Source organism: Chlorogloeopsis sp. ULAP02, assembly GCF_038404745.2.
Taxonomy (GTDB): Bacteria; Cyanobacteriota; Cyanobacteriia; order Cyanobacteriales; family Nostocaceae; genus Chlorogloeopsis.
In genome coordinates, this window is record NZ_JAYKTT020000052.1 from 1 (window position 1) to 17063 (window position 17063).

17 protein-coding genes are annotated in these 17063 nt (G+C 41.9%); 3 read left to right on the forward strand and 14 right to left on the reverse strand.

Going from position 1 to position 17063, the window contains the following annotated elements:
- Nucleotides 1–81 precede the first annotated feature (81 nt).
- From ureC to U2718_RS18015, 5 genes are all read right to left on the reverse strand, one after another.
- Entirely contained in the window at nucleotides 82–1797 is a 1716-nt protein-coding gene (gene ureC, locus U2718_RS17995; RefSeq protein WP_342001941.1) for an urease subunit alpha, read from the reverse strand.
- 110 nt (nucleotides 1798–1907) lie between these two features.
- A complete protein-coding gene (locus U2718_RS18000) occupies nucleotides 1908–2213 on the reverse strand; it encodes an urease subunit beta (protein ID WP_342001906.1) in 306 nt (101 codons plus the stop codon).
- A gap of 23 nt (nucleotides 2214–2236) precedes the next feature.
- Nucleotides 2237–2539 carry an urease subunit gamma gene (ureA, locus tag U2718_RS18005; protein ID WP_342001908.1) on the reverse strand — a complete coding sequence of 101 codons (303 nt, stop codon included), beginning with the start codon at nucleotides 2537–2539 and terminating at the stop codon, nucleotides 2237–2239.
- Nucleotides 2540–2606: 67 nt separating this feature from the next.
- Nucleotides 2607–3464 carry an urease accessory protein UreD gene (locus tag U2718_RS18010; protein ID WP_342001910.1) on the reverse strand — a complete coding sequence of 286 codons (858 nt, stop codon included), beginning with the start codon at nucleotides 3462–3464 and terminating at the stop codon, nucleotides 2607–2609.
- Nucleotides 3465–3548: 84 nt separating this feature from the next.
- Nucleotides 3549–4532 (reverse strand): GntR family transcriptional regulator, encoded by a 984-nt coding sequence (locus U2718_RS18015; protein ID WP_342001912.1) that lies wholly within the window; start codon nucleotides 4530–4532, stop codon nucleotides 3549–3551.
- A 232-nt stretch (nucleotides 4533–4764) separates the two neighbouring features.
- Here U2718_RS18015 and U2718_RS18020 point away from each other — a divergent pair, with 232 nt between their 5' ends.
- Both U2718_RS18020 and U2718_RS18025 read left to right on the forward strand, forming a co-directional pair.
- Nucleotides 4765–5514, forward strand: coding sequence for a dienelactone hydrolase family protein (locus U2718_RS18020; protein WP_342001943.1), 750 nt, complete (start codon nucleotides 4765–4767; stop codon nucleotides 5512–5514).
- A gap of 47 nt (nucleotides 5515–5561) precedes the next feature.
- The gene (locus U2718_RS18025; protein WP_342001914.1) at nucleotides 5562–6464 is read left to right on the forward strand and encodes a S1 RNA-binding domain-containing protein; all 903 of its coding nucleotides are present in this window, start codon (nucleotides 5562–5564) and stop codon (nucleotides 6462–6464) included.
- A 72-nt stretch (nucleotides 6465–6536) separates the two neighbouring features.
- Here the strand turns inward: U2718_RS18025 and U2718_RS18030 are convergent, their stop codons facing one another.
- The gene (locus U2718_RS18030) at nucleotides 6537–7025 is read right to left on the reverse strand and encodes a hypothetical protein (protein ID WP_342001916.1); all 489 of its coding nucleotides are present in this window, start codon (nucleotides 7023–7025) and stop codon (nucleotides 6537–6539) included.
- Between the two features lie 301 nt (nucleotides 7026–7326).
- On the opposite strand from U2718_RS18030, the gene U2718_RS18035 reads away from it, so the two are divergent.
- Nucleotides 7327–7539: a helix-turn-helix domain-containing protein gene (locus tag U2718_RS18035; protein WP_289789364.1), complete on the forward strand. Its 213-nt coding sequence runs from the start codon at nucleotides 7327–7329 to the stop codon at nucleotides 7537–7539.
- A gap of 92 nt (nucleotides 7540–7631) precedes the next feature.
- On the opposite strand, the gene U2718_RS18040 is transcribed toward U2718_RS18035, so the two are convergent.
- The 8 genes from U2718_RS18040 to U2718_RS18075 all read right to left on the reverse strand — a co-directional run bounded on the left by U2718_RS18040 (nucleotide 7632) and on the right by U2718_RS18075 (nucleotide 17037).
- The gene (locus tag U2718_RS18040) at nucleotides 7632–9026 is read right to left on the reverse strand and encodes a PP2C family protein-serine/threonine phosphatase (RefSeq protein WP_342001945.1); all 1395 of its coding nucleotides are present in this window, start codon (nucleotides 9024–9026) and stop codon (nucleotides 7632–7634) included.
- Nucleotides 9027–9895: 869 nt separating this feature from the next.
- Nucleotides 9896–11590, reverse strand: a complete 1695-nt coding sequence (ftsY, locus tag U2718_RS18045) for a signal recognition particle-docking protein FtsY (RefSeq protein ID WP_342001919.1) — start codon at nucleotides 11588–11590, stop codon at nucleotides 9896–9898.
- 176 nt (nucleotides 11591–11766) lie between these two features.
- Nucleotides 11767–12396 (reverse strand): transcription antitermination factor NusB, encoded by a 630-nt coding sequence (gene nusB, locus U2718_RS18050; RefSeq protein WP_342001920.1) that lies wholly within the window; start codon nucleotides 12394–12396, stop codon nucleotides 11767–11769.
- A 117-nt stretch (nucleotides 12397–12513) separates the two neighbouring features.
- Nucleotides 12514–13287: a DUF502 domain-containing protein gene (locus U2718_RS18055; RefSeq protein ID WP_342001947.1), complete on the reverse strand. Its 774-nt coding sequence runs from the start codon at nucleotides 13285–13287 to the stop codon at nucleotides 12514–12516.
- Nucleotides 13288–13660: 373 nt separating this feature from the next.
- Entirely contained in the window at nucleotides 13661–14518 is an 858-nt protein-coding gene (locus U2718_RS18060; protein ID WP_342001922.1) for a glycosyltransferase family 2 protein, read from the reverse strand.
- Between the two features lie 74 nt (nucleotides 14519–14592).
- On the reverse strand, nucleotides 14593–15429 hold the full coding sequence (locus U2718_RS18065; RefSeq protein WP_342001923.1) for an HpsJ family protein: 837 nt from the start codon (nucleotides 15427–15429) through the stop codon (nucleotides 14593–14595).
- Nucleotides 15430–15811: 382 nt separating this feature from the next.
- Nucleotides 15812–16468 (reverse strand): TIGR04282 family arsenosugar biosynthesis glycosyltransferase, encoded by a 657-nt coding sequence (locus U2718_RS18070; RefSeq protein WP_342001925.1) that lies wholly within the window; start codon nucleotides 16466–16468, stop codon nucleotides 15812–15814.
- A gap of 32 nt (nucleotides 16469–16500) precedes the next feature.
- Nucleotides 16501–17037, reverse strand: coding sequence for a type II secretion system protein (locus U2718_RS18075; protein ID WP_342001926.1), 537 nt, complete (start codon nucleotides 17035–17037; stop codon nucleotides 16501–16503).
- Nucleotides 17038–17063 lie beyond the last annotated feature (26 nt).

Sequence of the window (17063 nt, forward strand, 5' to 3'; positions counted from 1 at the left end):
CCAAAAAGAGATTTTTACGAGTACAGATCATCAAGGTAATCACATTCTCATATTACGACAAAGCAGACGATTGCGATTTTGCTAAAACAAAAAGTAACGCTGTGCCATCGGCAAAACTGTCGCTGGTTCACAAGTTAGCAACTCGCCATCTGCCCTGACTTCATAAGTTTCCGGATCTACTTCCATATGGGGTAATGCATCATTTAGCTTCATATCCCGCTTACTCAACTGTCTTGTTCCAGAAACAGCCACTGCTTGCTTTTGCAGCCTCAATTGACTAGGAATTCCCTTTTCTAAAGCTGCTTGGGAAATAAAAGTGAACGATGTGGCATGACATGCGCCTGCAAAACTACCAAACATCGGACGCATATGTACTGGTTGCGGCGTGGGAATGCTAGCATTGGCATCGCCCATTTGCGCCCATGCGATCGCGCCACCTTTAATCACAATCTCCGGTTTGACACCAAAAAATGCTGGACGCCACAAACACAAATCTGCCAGTTTACCCTCTTCAACTGAACCCACATACTGAGAAATTCCGTGAGTAATTGCTGGATTAATTGTGTACTTGGCAACATACCTTTTTGCTCGCAAGTTATCTGCTCTTTGCCCCTCTCCGACTATGACAGGGGTTGAAGTGAGAGTTCCACGTTGCACTTTCATCTTGTGTGCTGTCTGCCAGGTGCGAATTATTACTTCACCTACCCTTCCCATGGCCTGCGAGTCAGAAGAAATCATACTAAACGCGCCTAAATCGTGCAAAATGTCTTCAGCAGCGATGGTTTCGCGGCGAATGCGTGACTCCGCAAATGCGACATCCTCAGGAATACTCGGAGCGAGATGATGGCACACCATCAACATATCTAGATGTTCGTCTAAGGTATTGAGAGTGTAAGGACGTGTAGGGTTAGTGGAAGATGGCAGAACATTTGCCTCACCGCAAACTTTAATGATATCTGGTGCGTGTCCGCCACCTGCGCCTTCTGTATGGTAGGTATGAATAACACGATTTTTAAAAGCAGCGATAGTATTTTCCACAAACCCTGCTTCGTTTAACGTATCGGTGTGAATCGCAACCTGCACATCATATTGATCAGCAACACTAAGACAAGTATCAATTGCTGCTGGCGTCGTTCCCCAATCTTCGTGCAACTTCAATCCCATTGCACCAGCTAACACTTGTTCTACAAGCCCTTGAGCTTTGCTGGCATTGCCTTTACCCAAAAATCCTAAGTTCACAGGAAAAGCATCAGCTGCTTGTAGCATTCGGTAAATATTCCAGGGGCCGGGTGTGCAAGTAGTAGCGTTTGTGCCAGTAGCCGGGCCTGTACCACCGCCTATCATAGTCGTAATGCCGGAAGCGATCGCAACTTCAATTTGCTGGGGACAGATAAAATGAATGTGGGCATCGATCCCACCAGCAGTGAGAATCATTCCTTCTCCGGCGACGGCTTCAGTACCAGGGCCAATAATAACATCTACATTGTCTTGAATATAGGGATTTCCGGCTTTACCAACTTTTAAGATTTTGCCATCTTTAATGCCAATATCTGCTTTGACTACGCCCCACCAATCGAGAATCAAAGCGTTAGTAATTACCAGATCAACAGCACCATCAGCATTAGAAATAGGGGATTGTCCCATTCCGTCTCTAATAACTTTTCCGCCGCCAAATTTTACTTCATCGCCGTAGGTTGTTAAATCTTGTTCAACTTCAATAAATAATTCTGTATCGGCAAGGCGGATGCGATCGCCTGTTGTGGGGCCATAAGTTTCTGCGTAAGCGCGGCGATCCATTCTGTAAGGCATAATACACTCCTTGAAACTAACGTGTAGCCAATAAACTCTAACTCCGCGTTCCTTTGCGTTTACCTTAGCGTCCCTCTGCGTTAAAAAAATAAATATACTTAGAGGTTGCCGTCAATTCTGCCGTTGAAACCATAAACTTGACGACTACCAACTAACGGGACAAGAGTTACTTCTTTTTCATCGCCTGGTTCAAACCGAACTGCCGTGCCGGCGGGAATATCGAGGCGCATTCCCCGCGCTTGTTGTCTATCAAAATTTAAGGCAGTGTTAACTTCAAAAAAATGAAAGTGAGAACCGACTTGAATTGGGCGATCGCCTGTATTTGATACTCGCAATTTTACCGTCGAACGCCCCGCGTTGAGTTCGATTTCTCCTTTTGGTGTAATAATTTCTCCTGGAATCATAATTTTTAGGTTTTTGTGTCAAACTAATGAATTGGATTATGCACCGTCACAAGCTTAGTTCCATCTGGGAAAGTTGCTTCCACCTGCACTTCATGAATCATTTCTGGCACTCCTTCCATCACATCATCTCGCGTTAGAAGAGTGGTGCCATAACTCATTAACTCTGCAACTGTTCTGCCGTCTCTTGCACCTTCTAAAATGGCAGCAGAAATATAAGCAACAGCTTCTGGATAATTTAATTTCAAACCTCTTGCCTTACGTCTTTCTGCTAATAAAGCAGCAGTAAAAATAAGCAGCTTATCCTTTTCCTGAGGCGTCAGTTGCATTTTAACCTCCTTGGCATCCTACTCTACGAGAAGCTGCTGACGCGTCTATAGCGTCTTGACTGTTTGTTTACATCTGCCAAACTCTTGGCAAACAGCTAACCCGGCTCAAAAAAGATACACGTACTAGCTGCCAAACACTGATAAACCAGTTTCTCACCTCAGTAGTAGATGAACCACGGTATCGACACAAAAATCCATGTTCTAGACGAGTCACACCAACTTCACCTTCTCCGTGCCATAATTCACGTGCTTTTTCAATAATGTCATGTGAAACAGCACCTTTAACCCAGACTAAACTGCCTGCGATCGCTTGTCCATTTAATCCATGAGGGCTGTGAAAAATTTTGTCGCTACCGGGTAACCATTGTCTATCTATCCATAAGGGTTTGTCTTGCTGCCAAATTTCGGTGTGCGATCGCCACTCTCCTTGTACAAACTTTTCTCCTCTGGCAGTGCGACCAAATCTAGTTATTTCCCAGCCTAAATAACTTGCTCCCGTAGCTAATTCTACTCGTAAATCTTGCCTATACAACGCACTATTGAACACAATTGTTTCTTGGGGTAACCACTCCAAACAAGCATTTGCATCAATTTGAATATTGATGGTTTGTTTGGCTTGCAACCCATTAGTACGATAAATCTTACTAGCAGTTGCAGTTGTAATTAATGCTTGGGCATCAGGTTCGAGGTGAAAATTACACGATAGGCGATCGCCTCCCACAATTCCACCAGCTGTATGTAAAATCACGCTATGACAAACATTTTTCCCCTCTGGATAAAACGGACGTTGCACTTTTAATGGCGCTTGAGATTGACTATGAATTAGTTGGGTTTCACCTTGAGCGCGAGCATATACTAAATTGAGCTTGCCATGCCAGCTTTGGTTAGGCTCAGTTTTTGTTTGAGAGTGACACTGTTGAACCACAATTATTAGTGTTTAGTTATTACAAGCAGGAAGGGGACAAGGAGAGTGGCAGAACTACTAACCACTAACCACTAACTCCCCCACTTAAGCCAAACCCAGTTCTCTTTTAAGCAGGTTAATAGATGTGGTGCCGATGTAATTATCGCAGCGCAACAACTTGGGTGGACGAATAATATCTTCTTGTAGCATTTGTACTGCTGCTTGCACTGACGCAAAACTAGCTTGATCGCTGATAATTAGCTGCGCCCGCTTAACGATCGCATGAAGCTTGTAAATATCCTTGGGCTGTGCTGTCATCACGAGTAGTTCGTCTCCGCGCAAACCGTGGAGGATTACTTCTGCGGCGCGTACAATCCCAGAACTGAGGCTGATGATACCAACACAGCTCTCTTTTGGGAGATTTTTCAAAAGCTCGAATTCCTTAGCATAGTCATAGATATCAAGGGGAATCACACGCACTGCTTTCGGTGCGGCAATTATCTCTACATCACCAATAAAATACCGACTGGTGACAACTGTAGCAGAGGTGGTTTTCTCAAGCACAGCAGCTAATTCTTCCATAGCTACTAGTTGTACTGGTATCTTGAGAGACTGTTCTAATTCCTGCACCATCAGTTCTCCAGCACCTATATCGCTAGCAGGTACTGTCACCAATACTCGCGCACTACAACGCAAACGCCAGTCTACTTCTGCAAGAAAGATTTCTCTAGCTTGGTTGAGAGAACAGCCTTGGAAAAGAAGTTCATCCAGTGCTTGCTGAACAACTTTGTATGCTTGGGGATTTTCATTGAGAATTGGTGATTGCAGCCTGCTACCACCTTCATGCCCTTGGGCGCGGACATAAATTCCCGAACCTGCAAGACTTTCTACTAATCCATCGTCTTCTAACTGACGGTAAACTTTGCTAATAGTATTGCGGTGTAATCCTGTTTGCATTGCCAATGCCCGTGTACTCGGTAATTTGTAACCAGGAGGATATTGACGAGAAGCGATCGCAAACCTGATTTGATTAAATAACTGAGAAGATGCGGGTATTTCACTGTCTGGCTGAATGCGGAACTGAATCATTACCAAACCTCCAAAGGTAGCAGTAGCAATTTGTGACTAGCTGCAAATGCTACTTGTCAAATATTTTATTTATACATTCAATTTATCTGGGCAAAATTTTTCATGAATTCACCAAAAGTAACTGACAGTTTGACTTTGAGGTAGTCTAGAAATATTTACATGGGTATATCTAAGCTATTACGGATCATTCGTAAAAACTATTATGGCAGAGCGAACAATCGTAAAAACTATTATGGCAGAGCGAACAATCGATACTGCAACAGTTAACCTTTCGCAAGCTAATTTACACATTGCCGCTTACCTAGCAAAGCCAACTGAACCAGGCTCTTATCCAGGCATTGTGGTATTGCAGGAAATTTTTGGAGTTAACTCTCACATCCGCGATGTGACAGAACGTATTGCCCGCGAAGGCTATGTAGCGATCGCACCCGCATTGTTTCAGCGCACTGCTCCGGGATTTGAAACTGGATACACACAGGAAGATATAGAAGTTGGTAGAAACTATGCTTGGGGGCAAACCAAAGCATCTGAATTGTTAAGGGATATTCAAACAGCTATCGATTATCTCAAAACCTTACCCCAAGTCAAACAAAATAAGTTTGGTTGCATTGGTTTTTGCTTTGGTGGACACATAGCGTATCTTGCTGCAACTCTACCAGACATTAAGGTCACTGCCTCATTTTATGGCGCACGTATCACTACCGCTACACCCGGAGGTGGCGCACCTACTATCACTCGTACACCAGAAATTACAGGCGCTCTCTATACCTTTTTTGGTATGGAAGATGCCAGCATTCCTACTGCACAAGTAGATCAGATTGAAGCAGAGTTAGAAAAATACAACATTCCTCATCGTGTGTTTCGCTACGATGGAGCTGACCACGGATTTTTCTGCGACCAGCGTGCCAGTTATAATCCTAAAGCTGCTGCTGATGCTTGGGAGCAAGTCAAACAACTGTTTAAAGAACATCTAAACAGTTAATGGTTAACCATTAGCTATTAACAAATAGCAATATATCTTTACAAGTTATGAATTCCGAAGCCAAACCTTCTCAAAAAGCCGATTCGTCGTTTTCGCTCGATGATTTTGCCAGAGCACTAGAACAACACGACTACCAGTTTCAAAAGGGACAAATAGTACACGGAAAAGTGTTCCAGTTAGAAACTGAGGGAGCTTATGTAGATATTGGTGGCAAATCCTCAGCTTTTCTTCCTCGTGAAGAAGCTTCTTTGAGAACAGTAGCCAACTTATCAGATATCTTGCCATTGAATGAAGAACTAGAATTTTTGGTGATCCGGGATCAGGATGCAGAAGGGCAAGTCACTCTTTCACGGCGACAGTTAGAAATTAGGCACCTCTGGGAACGACTAGCGCAAATGCAGGAAAATTCCCAAACAGCAGAGGTGCGGGTAAGTAATGTCAACAAAGGTGGTGTGACTGTCGATATTCAGGGTTTGCGAGGATTTATTCCGCGATCGCACCTGATCGAACGTGACAATCTGGAAGCACTCAAAGGGCAAATTCTCACCGCTAGCTTTTTAGAAGTAGATCGCAGCAACAACAAATTAATACTTTCCCAACGTTTAGCAACTCGTTCTGCCAATTTTAGTATGTTGGAAATAGGTCAATTGGTAGAAGGGAAAGTAACTGGGATCAGACCTTTTGGTGTATTTGTTGATTTAGATGGCGTTAGTGCCTTGCTCCACATCAAGCAAGTAAGTCAGAAATTTATCGAGAATCTAGAAAAGGTATTTCAAATTAATCAGCCAATAAAAGCTGTAATTATTGATTTAGATGAAGGTAAAGGTCGAGTTGCTCTTTCTACCAGAGTATTAGAAAATTTTCCTGGCGAAGTACTAGAGAATTTTGATGAAGTGATGACTTCAGCTCCAGCAAGGGCAGAACGGGCTAGAGCTAAACTTTTAGAATAAATTTTGTTAGTAGTTAGTAGGTAGTAGTTAGTAGGTAGTAGTTTTTAACCACTATCCATTATCTATTAACCACTATCCACTACCCACTAACCAACCCTGACAATAGCTCTGTTGAAGTTCTTGCAAAGTTTCTTCGTTGAATGCAAATTTCATTAATCCTACTAATTCACTCCAGTTAGATAATCTAGTCTCCGATAGAGCTTGCCAAAACTCGTAGACAAAGAAATCCAGCCACCAATTAGGAGCTTGCCTTTTGCGTGCTGCATCTGGATGCTTTCGCCAGCGTCTGCGCCATTTTGCTATTTCTGCTGATGTGGGTGGCTTTACTCCTACAATTGGCGGAAAGTCTGCATAGCTAACAAACTTACTTACGCCTTTAGCATGAACATAAACTATATAACGCCAGCACTCTACAAAGTAAATATCCTCAAACTTAATCTTGAACATTAAGGCTACAGCTTCTTCTGTCACAAATCGTGCTAGGGAATGAATAATAGGGGATTTGTGGACAATTTTTGACTCACGAATAACAAGCTTTTTTAATGTAGGTGATGATAACATAATAGACAAATCCTTTAGCGGATAGCCTTTCGCGAATAGGTTTCTCTGGCAAATAACCTTTTACCGACAGAAAAATTTGTTTTTAGGATTTTATTAAATGTAAGTGCGATCGCTATGCGGGCGCTGTTGCCGGAAAATGAGAAGCATTTTCACACCCGAACAAAATTTGGGTAACCTAGTCTTACACACCAGGCTGGGCAACATGAGCGCCATTGCCCTTCAAATTGCCAAAACTAGAAAGAGCTCGTTTTTTGGAATAAAATTATTAAATGACTAATACAAGTCACTTGTCAAGTAAATTATGGGGTTGGTGAGGCTAAAGATTAGAGAATTTGCTGATCAGAAAGGTTGGACGTTAAAGGAAGTGTCAGACCGCTCTGGTGTAGTATACAGCACTCTCAGAACCTATGCCCGATCGCCTGGATTGGCAACTGTAGATTTTACGGCAATTCAGAAATTAGCGCGGGCTTTTGATGTCATGATTGAGGAATTGGTTGAGGTGGTGCAAGAGTAAGCAGTTCAACAGAATGCAATCGACTAAGTAGAAGACAGGGGCAGATGGCAGTAGACGCGTAGCTCTTCCCCCTGTCCCCTGTCCCTAGTTCACTAATCAACTTGCAGGACAACTAATGTCATATCATCGGTATTTTGTTTATCAGCACCAATAAAATGCTGTACTCGTTCAAACAGATAATCTAGAATTTCCTGTGGGCCGTGACAATATCTACAAGCAGCACTGAATTCATTTACAAGGTTTTCTTCGTCATAGCGATCGCCACTAGAACTAGCTGCATCAGTCAAGCCATCTGTATAGTAAATAATAGTATCTCCGGGTTCTAGCCGAGCCTTAGCGTCCTCATATTGACTGTTAGCATCTAAGCCGATCAACATTCCCAGAGTGTCCAAGCGTGTGATTGTTTTTGTTGTCGCATGCCACCATAAGGGAGGATTGTGTGCTGCATTACTGTAAGACAAAGTCCGAGTCGGAGGATCGTATTGCGAGTAAAACAAAGTCACGAAGCGGTTAGAATTTTCTAAGTCTGCATACATAACTCGATTCAAGTTTTGCAGAATTTGTGCTGGCGAATTACTGTGCAAAACTTCTCCTCGTAGCATTCCTCGCATCATAGTCATGATTAACCCTGCGGGAACTCCTTTGCCCATCACATCACCAATCACCAAAGCCCAACTACTCACTTCTCGTTCAGGATTATAATTGGGCTGAAAAATTAAATTTTGATTAGTAGGAATAAAATCGTAGTAGTCTCCACCAACACGATTAGCTGGTTTACAACGTGCAGCAAGAGTAACACCAGGAATGGTAGGACATTGACGTGGCAGTAAGCGCCTTTGAATTTCTGCGCCAATTTCTAATTCCTGATCGAGGCGTTCTTTTTTCCGTAGCTCTACAGCAAGTTCATCGTTTTCAATTGCTACTGCGGTTTGATCTGCTACTAAGCGGACTAACTTTTGTCTAGTTTCTGTCCAGCTATATTCTGGATCGCGGCTTAAAACATAGAGCCAACCTCGTTCCACATGCTTTACCAGTATTGCTGTACCAAAGATTTGCATATCTGGCCCCAAATAGCGATGCATGTGGTCATCTAAGATATTTGTACTGGTTGCTAGTGGGGGAGTGTTTGGTACATGAATTATTTGGCTGCTAGCAGTTTCTAGGGCTTTACGGATATTCTTTCTTTGGCGGCTATCCTGCCAGTGTAGCTGTTCTAACCTGACTTGACCATTGGGTTTATAGAGAAACAATGCGCTACCGTCTGCGTCTGTTACTCTTGTTGCCATCAAAGGAATCAGTTCCAAAAACTGATTCAAGTTGTTGAAGCTTCTGAGGGCAAATCCTAAAGAACTTAACAAATCTTGGATTTTGTTCTGCTCACGATGCAACCTTGCCACAAGTTCTTTGAGTGCCACAACTGGAGTCACATCGGTTGCGGCACTACTATTACTGTCGGTAGGTTCAGAAGGCAGATGAGGCACAGGCACGGGCATTATTGCACTTCACTAAGCAGATTGGTAATGATTGAATAAATACAGTTGTATTGAAAGAGCTAAACCATATTTAGACAAGATTAGTCAGTTTAGCAAGAGTAGAATGACGTATTGTGTAAATTTTAGAAGCATTTCATAATTTTATTTATTCTCTTCATCGAGGTAAGATTTTTAAGTCATGTGTTTTTAATGTTAAATTACTCCATCGATAGCAGTAACTTTTACTAGGTACCATAAAGCTTTTCATTCTTTCATAACTGAATCGTTATGTAATATGCCTTGAGATAGAAAAACTTGTAGGAGGATATCCTATTTACGCCCTACAGTCAATGAAGTTAAAAGGTACTAGAAGGTAAAAAGCATAAAATTTTTGTCAAATTACGATGATGCGATCACGAATTGAACTTAATTTTTAACTCTATCTACAAAAAACAGAAGTTATTGAAAAAGACTATCGAGAAAGCATAATTCCATACTTTGAACTTCAGCATTAAAACTATAGTGTTTTAGTTTCATTATTTTCCTTGTAATGTGCTTTAAGTTTCCTCCAGAGAATATTATTTAAGCTAATGACGATTGTCGAAAAGACAACCAATAGCACATCTCTACTGATACAGACCAATTAACTGTTTTGCTGGAACATTTTACAATCTCTTGCTAGATAGGGGTCAAAGAAAAGGTTTGATGTACTCTAGCAAAGATTACCCATGTTGACGACAAACTTACATACTGCTTGGATTCGTGCTTTTAGGACTTACACTTTTTTTAGTACCAGATTGTAAAGTAATTCAACCGAATGATACCAGAATAGTAAGTCCTAAATTTATTAGTTTTTAAAGACAAATAAAATCCAAACAACCTAACTAGCCACTTAAAAGTGCTTCGACAAACTCGTAGCTAGAAAAGGGACGCAGATCTTCAATACCTTCACCAGCACCAATAAAGCGAATAGGCAAGCCCAGCTGCTGAACCACTGCCAGGGCGACACCTCCTTTAGCAGTGCTATCGAGCTTGGTTAAAACCACGCCCGTAAGATTGGCAGCTTGGCAAAAAACTTCCGCTTGCCGCAATCCATTTTGACCTAATGTGGCGTCAAGAACCAACAGTGATTCTACTTTGGCATTAGGGGCTTTTTTGTCGATAATGCGGCGGATTTTACTGAGTTCTTCCATTAAATTTTTCTTATTTTGCAGCCTTCCTGCGGTATCTACCAGCAATAATTCCGTTTCTCGTGCTGTTGCTGCTGCGATCGCATCGAACACTACAGCAGCCGGATCGGTGTTCTTGCCGGGATTGGCAACAACCTCCACACCACTGCGTTTGCCCCAAATTTTTACTTGTTCAACAGCCGCAGCTCGGAAGGTATCTGCTGCGCCAATTAAGCATTGATAGCCGGATTTTTGTGCCAAGTGAGCTAGTTTACCGATGGTTGTAGTTTTACCAGCCCCATTAACTCCAGTGATTAACCAAATGTTCAAAGTGTCTTTTTCTGGAGCAAAGGAAAACTTTTGAGATTTTTGAATCGGCAGATCCAGCATATCTCGGAGGATTTTTTTGAGATAAGCGATCGCCTCTTCTGGCGGCAAGACTTCTTCGCGCAGTTTTTTCTGTAAAGCTTCAATGATATAGTCTGTAGCCTCTACACCCACATCAGCTTGGAGCAGCAGGGCTTCTATTTCTGAGACTGCGGCTTGGTTGAGTGGCCCTTGACCGACAATAGCCTTAAGTTGATTTACAATATTGCGACGGGTTTTGTCTAAGCCCTGACGCAGCCTTTTGAGCCAGGTGATTTCTTCAATCGAAACGTCTTCCGCACGCCGCCCTTGTGCTGCTAAGACTTCTGTTGACCATAAAAATCCTTCATCAAAAGCCAGTTCGGGTATTGCTTCTACTTCTGATGTAGCAGTGGTAGTATTTGATTGTAACTCTTCCGGTTCTGTGACTTCGATAGCAGTGGCAATCAGTCGTTCCTGCTTCGCTTGCCGTTCCGCTGCTGCCCGTTCTAGAAAAGATAAAGTGCTAGGCGCTGCTGTTTCTTGTTCCGAAGCAGGTGCCTCAAATGTGACTCCTTCAGTCACACTGGGTATGACTTCTTGACTCTCAGTGTCTGCCGTAACAGGAATTATTGAATCAGACACTGTTGCTTCTTCTGAGGAAGCAGGCTCTGTGATGGTTGTTTGTGCAACAGTTAGTGTTGATTCTTCTTGTGGTAATGCTGTTTCTTCAATAACTTCGGTAACAATTTCAACAGCTTGTTCGGATTCTACTGTTGTTTCAGTAGTTTCCGGTGCTAATGTTTCTAGTGGTGTTTCGGTGATTACCTCACTAGAAGGAGTTTCTTCTGGTTGAGTTTGTTGCTTTTGTTGAATATTTTTGTAGGCAGCTTTAGCATATGCCAGTAAATCTGCTGCCGCTGGTTGTTCTGCTTCCGGAGTTGGAGTTTCAGTTGCGGCTGTTTCTGGGGGAGATGGTTTTGCAGACGAAGTTTCTCTCTGTGTTTCTTGAGAGGTTGTTTCAGAGGAATCGTTATGTTGACGACGGAACCAATTAAAAACCATTTGCAGCTGGTTGTGTTATTTGTGAGCTATTTTCACACTACAGTTATTAGTTAGTAGTTTAGTAGTTAGTGGTTAGTAGTTAGTGGTATTCAGAAGCCAGAATATTCTGTATTCTTCTTCAATACTCCCCTTGTCCCCTTGTCTTTCTCTCTCCCCATCTCCCCCGCTTTGCCACTTCACACAGTCTGTTTTTGCTCCGTAACTCGACGTAAAACACCATTGATAAACCGATGCCCTTCTTCTCCACTGTAGCGTTTAGCTAGTTCGACTGCTTCATCAATGGCTACCTTGTTAGGCACTTCTAAGTACATCATTTCTGCCACAGCGATACGCAAAATATCGCGATCAATTTGGGCGAGACGAGCCACTTGCCAGTCTACTAGGGCTGTAGATATTTGTTGATCTATATTGTTTCGCTCTTCATCAATAGTTCTGACAATTTCAACGGCGTATCTGCTGACTTCCCTATCCTGATTGGCTAGTTGAATTAATTCTGGAAACTCAATTGCTGCACCTAATTGGTTGATAGCCGTTTGAGTGGCAGTGATCGCTTCTTTTACCATGACTCTGGCAGAGTTGAGATCAGCAGCACGAACTTCGCTACTTAAGAGGCGATCGTTACTGCGCTGGAGTTCTGCTGCTGCATTATCTAGAGTATCCTGTACTTCTGATCTCAAAGTGCGTACAGCCGCCAGCACTAACTTGGGTAGTTGTTCCTCAGTCAATTTTTTGGGGTTTGCTGGCAGTTGGGAGAGGCTCAGAAGCGCTAATTCTCTAGCGATTTGACGAGGTTTCCTGGGTCGCATATAAATTAAGTAAGAGTTTATAAGAAGTGATTTACCGATTAAAACAGAATTAGGATGTAATCGGTTTAGTTAGATAACTAAGCATATGAATTTGTCTGTAACATTACAATATTGATTTTAGGCATCTTCAATCGGAAAAGCCTGCCGCTTTGGATCCAGAGATGATACTTCTAACTTACAGTCTTTAGCAATCACTAAAGGTGGTAGCGGTGTGTTCGGGGCAACAATACCACCAGAAACTATGATTTTAAAGGCATCTTCGATCGACATTGACAGGTTGACAACTTCATCTTCCGGAACCACCGCATACCATCCGGTTGTCGGATTGGGGGTGGTAGGAATAAAAATGCTTAATACGGGGCGAGACATATTAGTTTGGATATCGCTGCTGACAGCACCAGTCACAAAAGCGATCGCCCACATTCCGCGTCTGGGATACTCTACTAAAATTACCCGGCGAAATTTGCCATTGGTATCTTTAAGCAAGGTTTCCAGAAGTTGCTTGAGGGTTTTGTAAACCTGCCCAGCTAAAGGAATCGCTTGTAGAACTCGCTCACCCAAATCCAGTAACCATCGCCCAGCAATATTCCTAGCCATCAGTCCGATGACTAAAATACTCAAAAGAGGTACCATCAGTCCTACTAAGAGATCCAGTAAATTGACCAAAATCGGATGCATCCCCTGAAAGGGATTCAACTGTTTAGGAATACGGGTGAGGAAGTTAACAACCCAAGTGGCAATGGTAATTGTTAGCCAAATTGTTGTTGCTAAGGGAATTACCACCAATAAACCAGCAATCAGGTCATTTTTTAAGTCTTGCTTCCAACGATCAATTACCAAATCCCGGTTCTCCTTGTTTAGGCTAGTGGAATGTCTGTTATTGGCACTCATAACAGCAGTTTTCTGAATTGTCCAAGACAGTTCTTTATCTATAAAAGCACCGCCAGTTGTTGCCCAATACAACAACATGGCTTGGCTGCAAAACCAGCTATTTTTTCCTACTTAGTGAATATAGACCTAATATCAACCTAAATTTTGGCTGTTGGCCTAATAAAGCATTATTTTTCTTTTTACGACTTGTAAACGATTGTTGCAAGCACTGATGGTCTTTCTAATATTACCGCGCCCTATCAAAAGCTGCTTGTCATTTTGCAAGCAAGGTTAGCCAGCAAAAGAATCTACTTTATCTGGTCGATTTACTATAGAGCCGTAACTTCTAACTATTGTGAAAACTTTTATGTGAAAAAGATAAAAAAATATTAAATTATATAACTTTACTTTCTAAAGCTTTTGTCTCTAGGTTCGGTCTAGTAATATCCTTAATCTCCCAGGCTTTGAGCAAAATTAGATATTCATAAAACATCTGCAATACACACCAAGCCAATCCTGCTTGTCCATCCCAGCAGCCACCCAGGATAAAATACATATACAAAAAACGTAGTAGAGGTCTAGCAGGTAGCCGTAAAGATAAATCTTTCAAAGCACGACGACGTTCAACCTCCGAGTTACCAAAAAACAAGCTTTGCCAGTTAATTGTCCCATTTTCTAGTTGATACAGCGTTTCTTTGGCTTCATCTGTGGAGTAACGATTGTGCTTCTCAATCCAACGGCTTAAGCCTTTGCTACAAGTGTAATGAGGATAAGTTTCTTTTAAAAAGCTTGTTGCCCCGTCACATACTTCTCTCTCTGTATGTCCATAATCTGTAAACCAAACTTTGCCATGCTGAAAAAGACGTAGTTGGTAGCGGGGATATTGTGTACTGTGACGAATCCACCTATTCAAGAAAATTACACGTTCGGCAACATAGTAGCCAATACAGTTTGGATTTTGAATTGCTTGTTCGCATTCAGCAAATAATTCTGTTGTCATGCGTTCGTCAGCTTCGAGAATGTATACCCACTCGTGTTTAGGAGGTATGTTTTCTAACATCCAAGTTCGCTGACGTCCATGACTTTCAAATTCATGTTCAACTATACGTACAGGATAGCGACGGGCAATTTCCACAGTGCGATCGCTACTGCATGAATCCACAACAATAATATCGTCCGATTGCATCGCCGACTCAATACAAGCAGCAACATCTATCTCTTCGTTGTAGGTCAATATATAAATTGATAACATCTTAAAATTCTTAGTTTTATTATTAATCTTGTGGCAGTAAAGAAATCTCTTACTGCCCTAAAGTAGTTAATGAATTAGCGTATGCTAGTTTTAGGTACACCAGCTTTGCCAGTATTCATACTTCTTAATCCTGTCCAGCCAAGAATAATGTATCCGATAGACAGTAATAAACTATTCATCCCAATTCGCAATCCAGACTTCCAAGCTCTCTGTTTGGCTTGTTTTTCGGCTTCTTCTTTACTTTGACGAATTCGATTGAGTTGTTGAGTTGCAGCTTGCTGCGGATCGCTTTGTTGAGCAAGAAACTTGTCTAGCTCTTGGGGATTGGCTTTAAACTTCTTGAGTAATTCTTTTTGAGCTGCGGGAAGATTGGGATTATTAAGTGCTTGTTGATATTTTTGTTCATCTTTCAGCAGTTCGGCAAATTGAGTTCTAACTTGATTTTTTTGTTTTTCTAACTCAGCTTTTACTTGTTCATTACTTAATTGAGCTTGCACCTGTGATAGCTGATTTTTCAGTTGAGTTTCTGCTTGTTCTGCTTCTTGATTGATTTGTTCAACTCTTTGATCGCTAACTTGACGTACATTATTTAAATGCAAGGGAAAAATTAGCAAAAATATCAAGCCTAAGATACTTGATAATATTAACGCTGGAAATCTCAAGTCTACACCCGACGAACGTCCATCATCAGTACTATCAGCCCAATAGCCAGCAAATAGCAAACCCAAGCCTACCATTGGTACAATGCCCCGATCTACTAACGCTGTTGCCAAATCGATTTGCCAAGTGCGATCGGTTGGTTGAAAGGGAAACAACAGAATTAAAACATCAAGTAAAAAGGACAAAATTAAGATTATTCCGGCTACCTTTAACGTACGGGCAGCGATGATGGCAGCTAAACGGTTATTCATAATCATCATCTCGCAGTTGATAAGAGTGATTGAATATTCTATGTCAAATTCAATGCAATATTGTTCCCTGTAACGAACCTAATTGTTGAAAAAACGGAGTATTCCTTGATAGTAGCAAGTAAAAAATTTTTCCTTACTTTGTCAATACACCACCGTAGCATTTACATTTTCTAGTGTCTTCCGGAGAATCCTCATGTTAGAACTTGTAAGCAATGACAGTGGTAAATATACAAGGAGAAGGGTGTATTTCCCTCGCGCCCTCTGATGTGAAAGTCACTTTATCCCTTGCCTCTGTGCTTGGGAAACAGAGGGGTAGCGTAGCCGGGGCAAGGTTTTTCATACCTGGCTATCAAACTTGTTCTATAGAGATTGCCTCTGTCTTTTACTTAATTTTTTTATCTTTACTAGTTTGCAAGATATTTTCCCAAATCGATATATCCTCTGGGCGGTCAACATCAGCTAAGGTAGGTAAGTAGAATACTGATAAATTTAGTTGGTGAGCAATATCCACGGTTTGCTGGAATACTCTATCTGTTCCCCAGTCTGTGTCGGTAAACAATTCTGGAATTGGATACTGCAAACCAATTAAATAATAGCCACCATCTATTGCTGGGCCAAGTACGAGATTATGTTGCTGTAGTTCTGCAAAAGCTTGTGCAAGAATATTAGTATTAGCACTGGGACAATCCGTGCCTATGATCACGACTGATTCTGCTCCTGTTTGAAAAGCATTGACAAGCGATCGCTCCATCCGTTTCCCTAAATCTCCTTCACCTTGAGATTGATAAACCAAACCACTTCCTAACCAATCTTGCATTAATTCGGAATTCCCCCCTGCAAATCGTACTTCTAACGACATAGGAATCACCTTTTGTAATTCTTTAACCTGCAACAAGGTATATTCTGTCATCTGGCGGTGAAGATGGGCAGCGCCTTCATTTCCTAAAGCAGGTATTAATCGAGTTTTGGTTTTACCTGGCTCTGGATAGCGAGTAAAAATAATCAAATGCTGTTTAGCGATTTCTGGTAGATGCAGCACGCAATACCTTGTTTGAATTAGCCAACAATATCTTAATAGCAATATTTGCCATTTTGATCGGGTTGAGCTTGTTCCTTAGCAGTTCGCATTGCTCCTAAAATTGTAGAGACAAAAACACAGCGTTTAGCTTTGCCACCATGTTGACTAGACAGAGTTATCCTACCCAGAGGTGGTTGATCAACACTACCCATATAGTCAAATCGAATTCGCCTCACCCCACCAGACTGTTGTAATGTCGTTTCTCCATCTAAGCGAATATTAGAATCTAAATTATTCCAGTTAGCATTGGCTGGGCTGACGCTTGCAGGATGAACAGCCCATTGAACAATACCGTTATTGTTGCGAAAACTAGCTTGCCAAGTCAATTTTTCCTTTTTGGCTTCGCTTTGGGCTTGGCGCATGGCGCGGTAAACTTCGTTTTGAGCAACATTGAGACGGCGAGTGTGCATGAAACTCAGCCAACTGGGTGTAGCGATCACACATAATATACTAATTACAACGGTTACTACCAGCATTTCTAACAATGTAAAGCCACTGCTAGATGAAATCTTAACTAAATGTTGGTTCACCTGTTTCTTATACACGATAAATATGC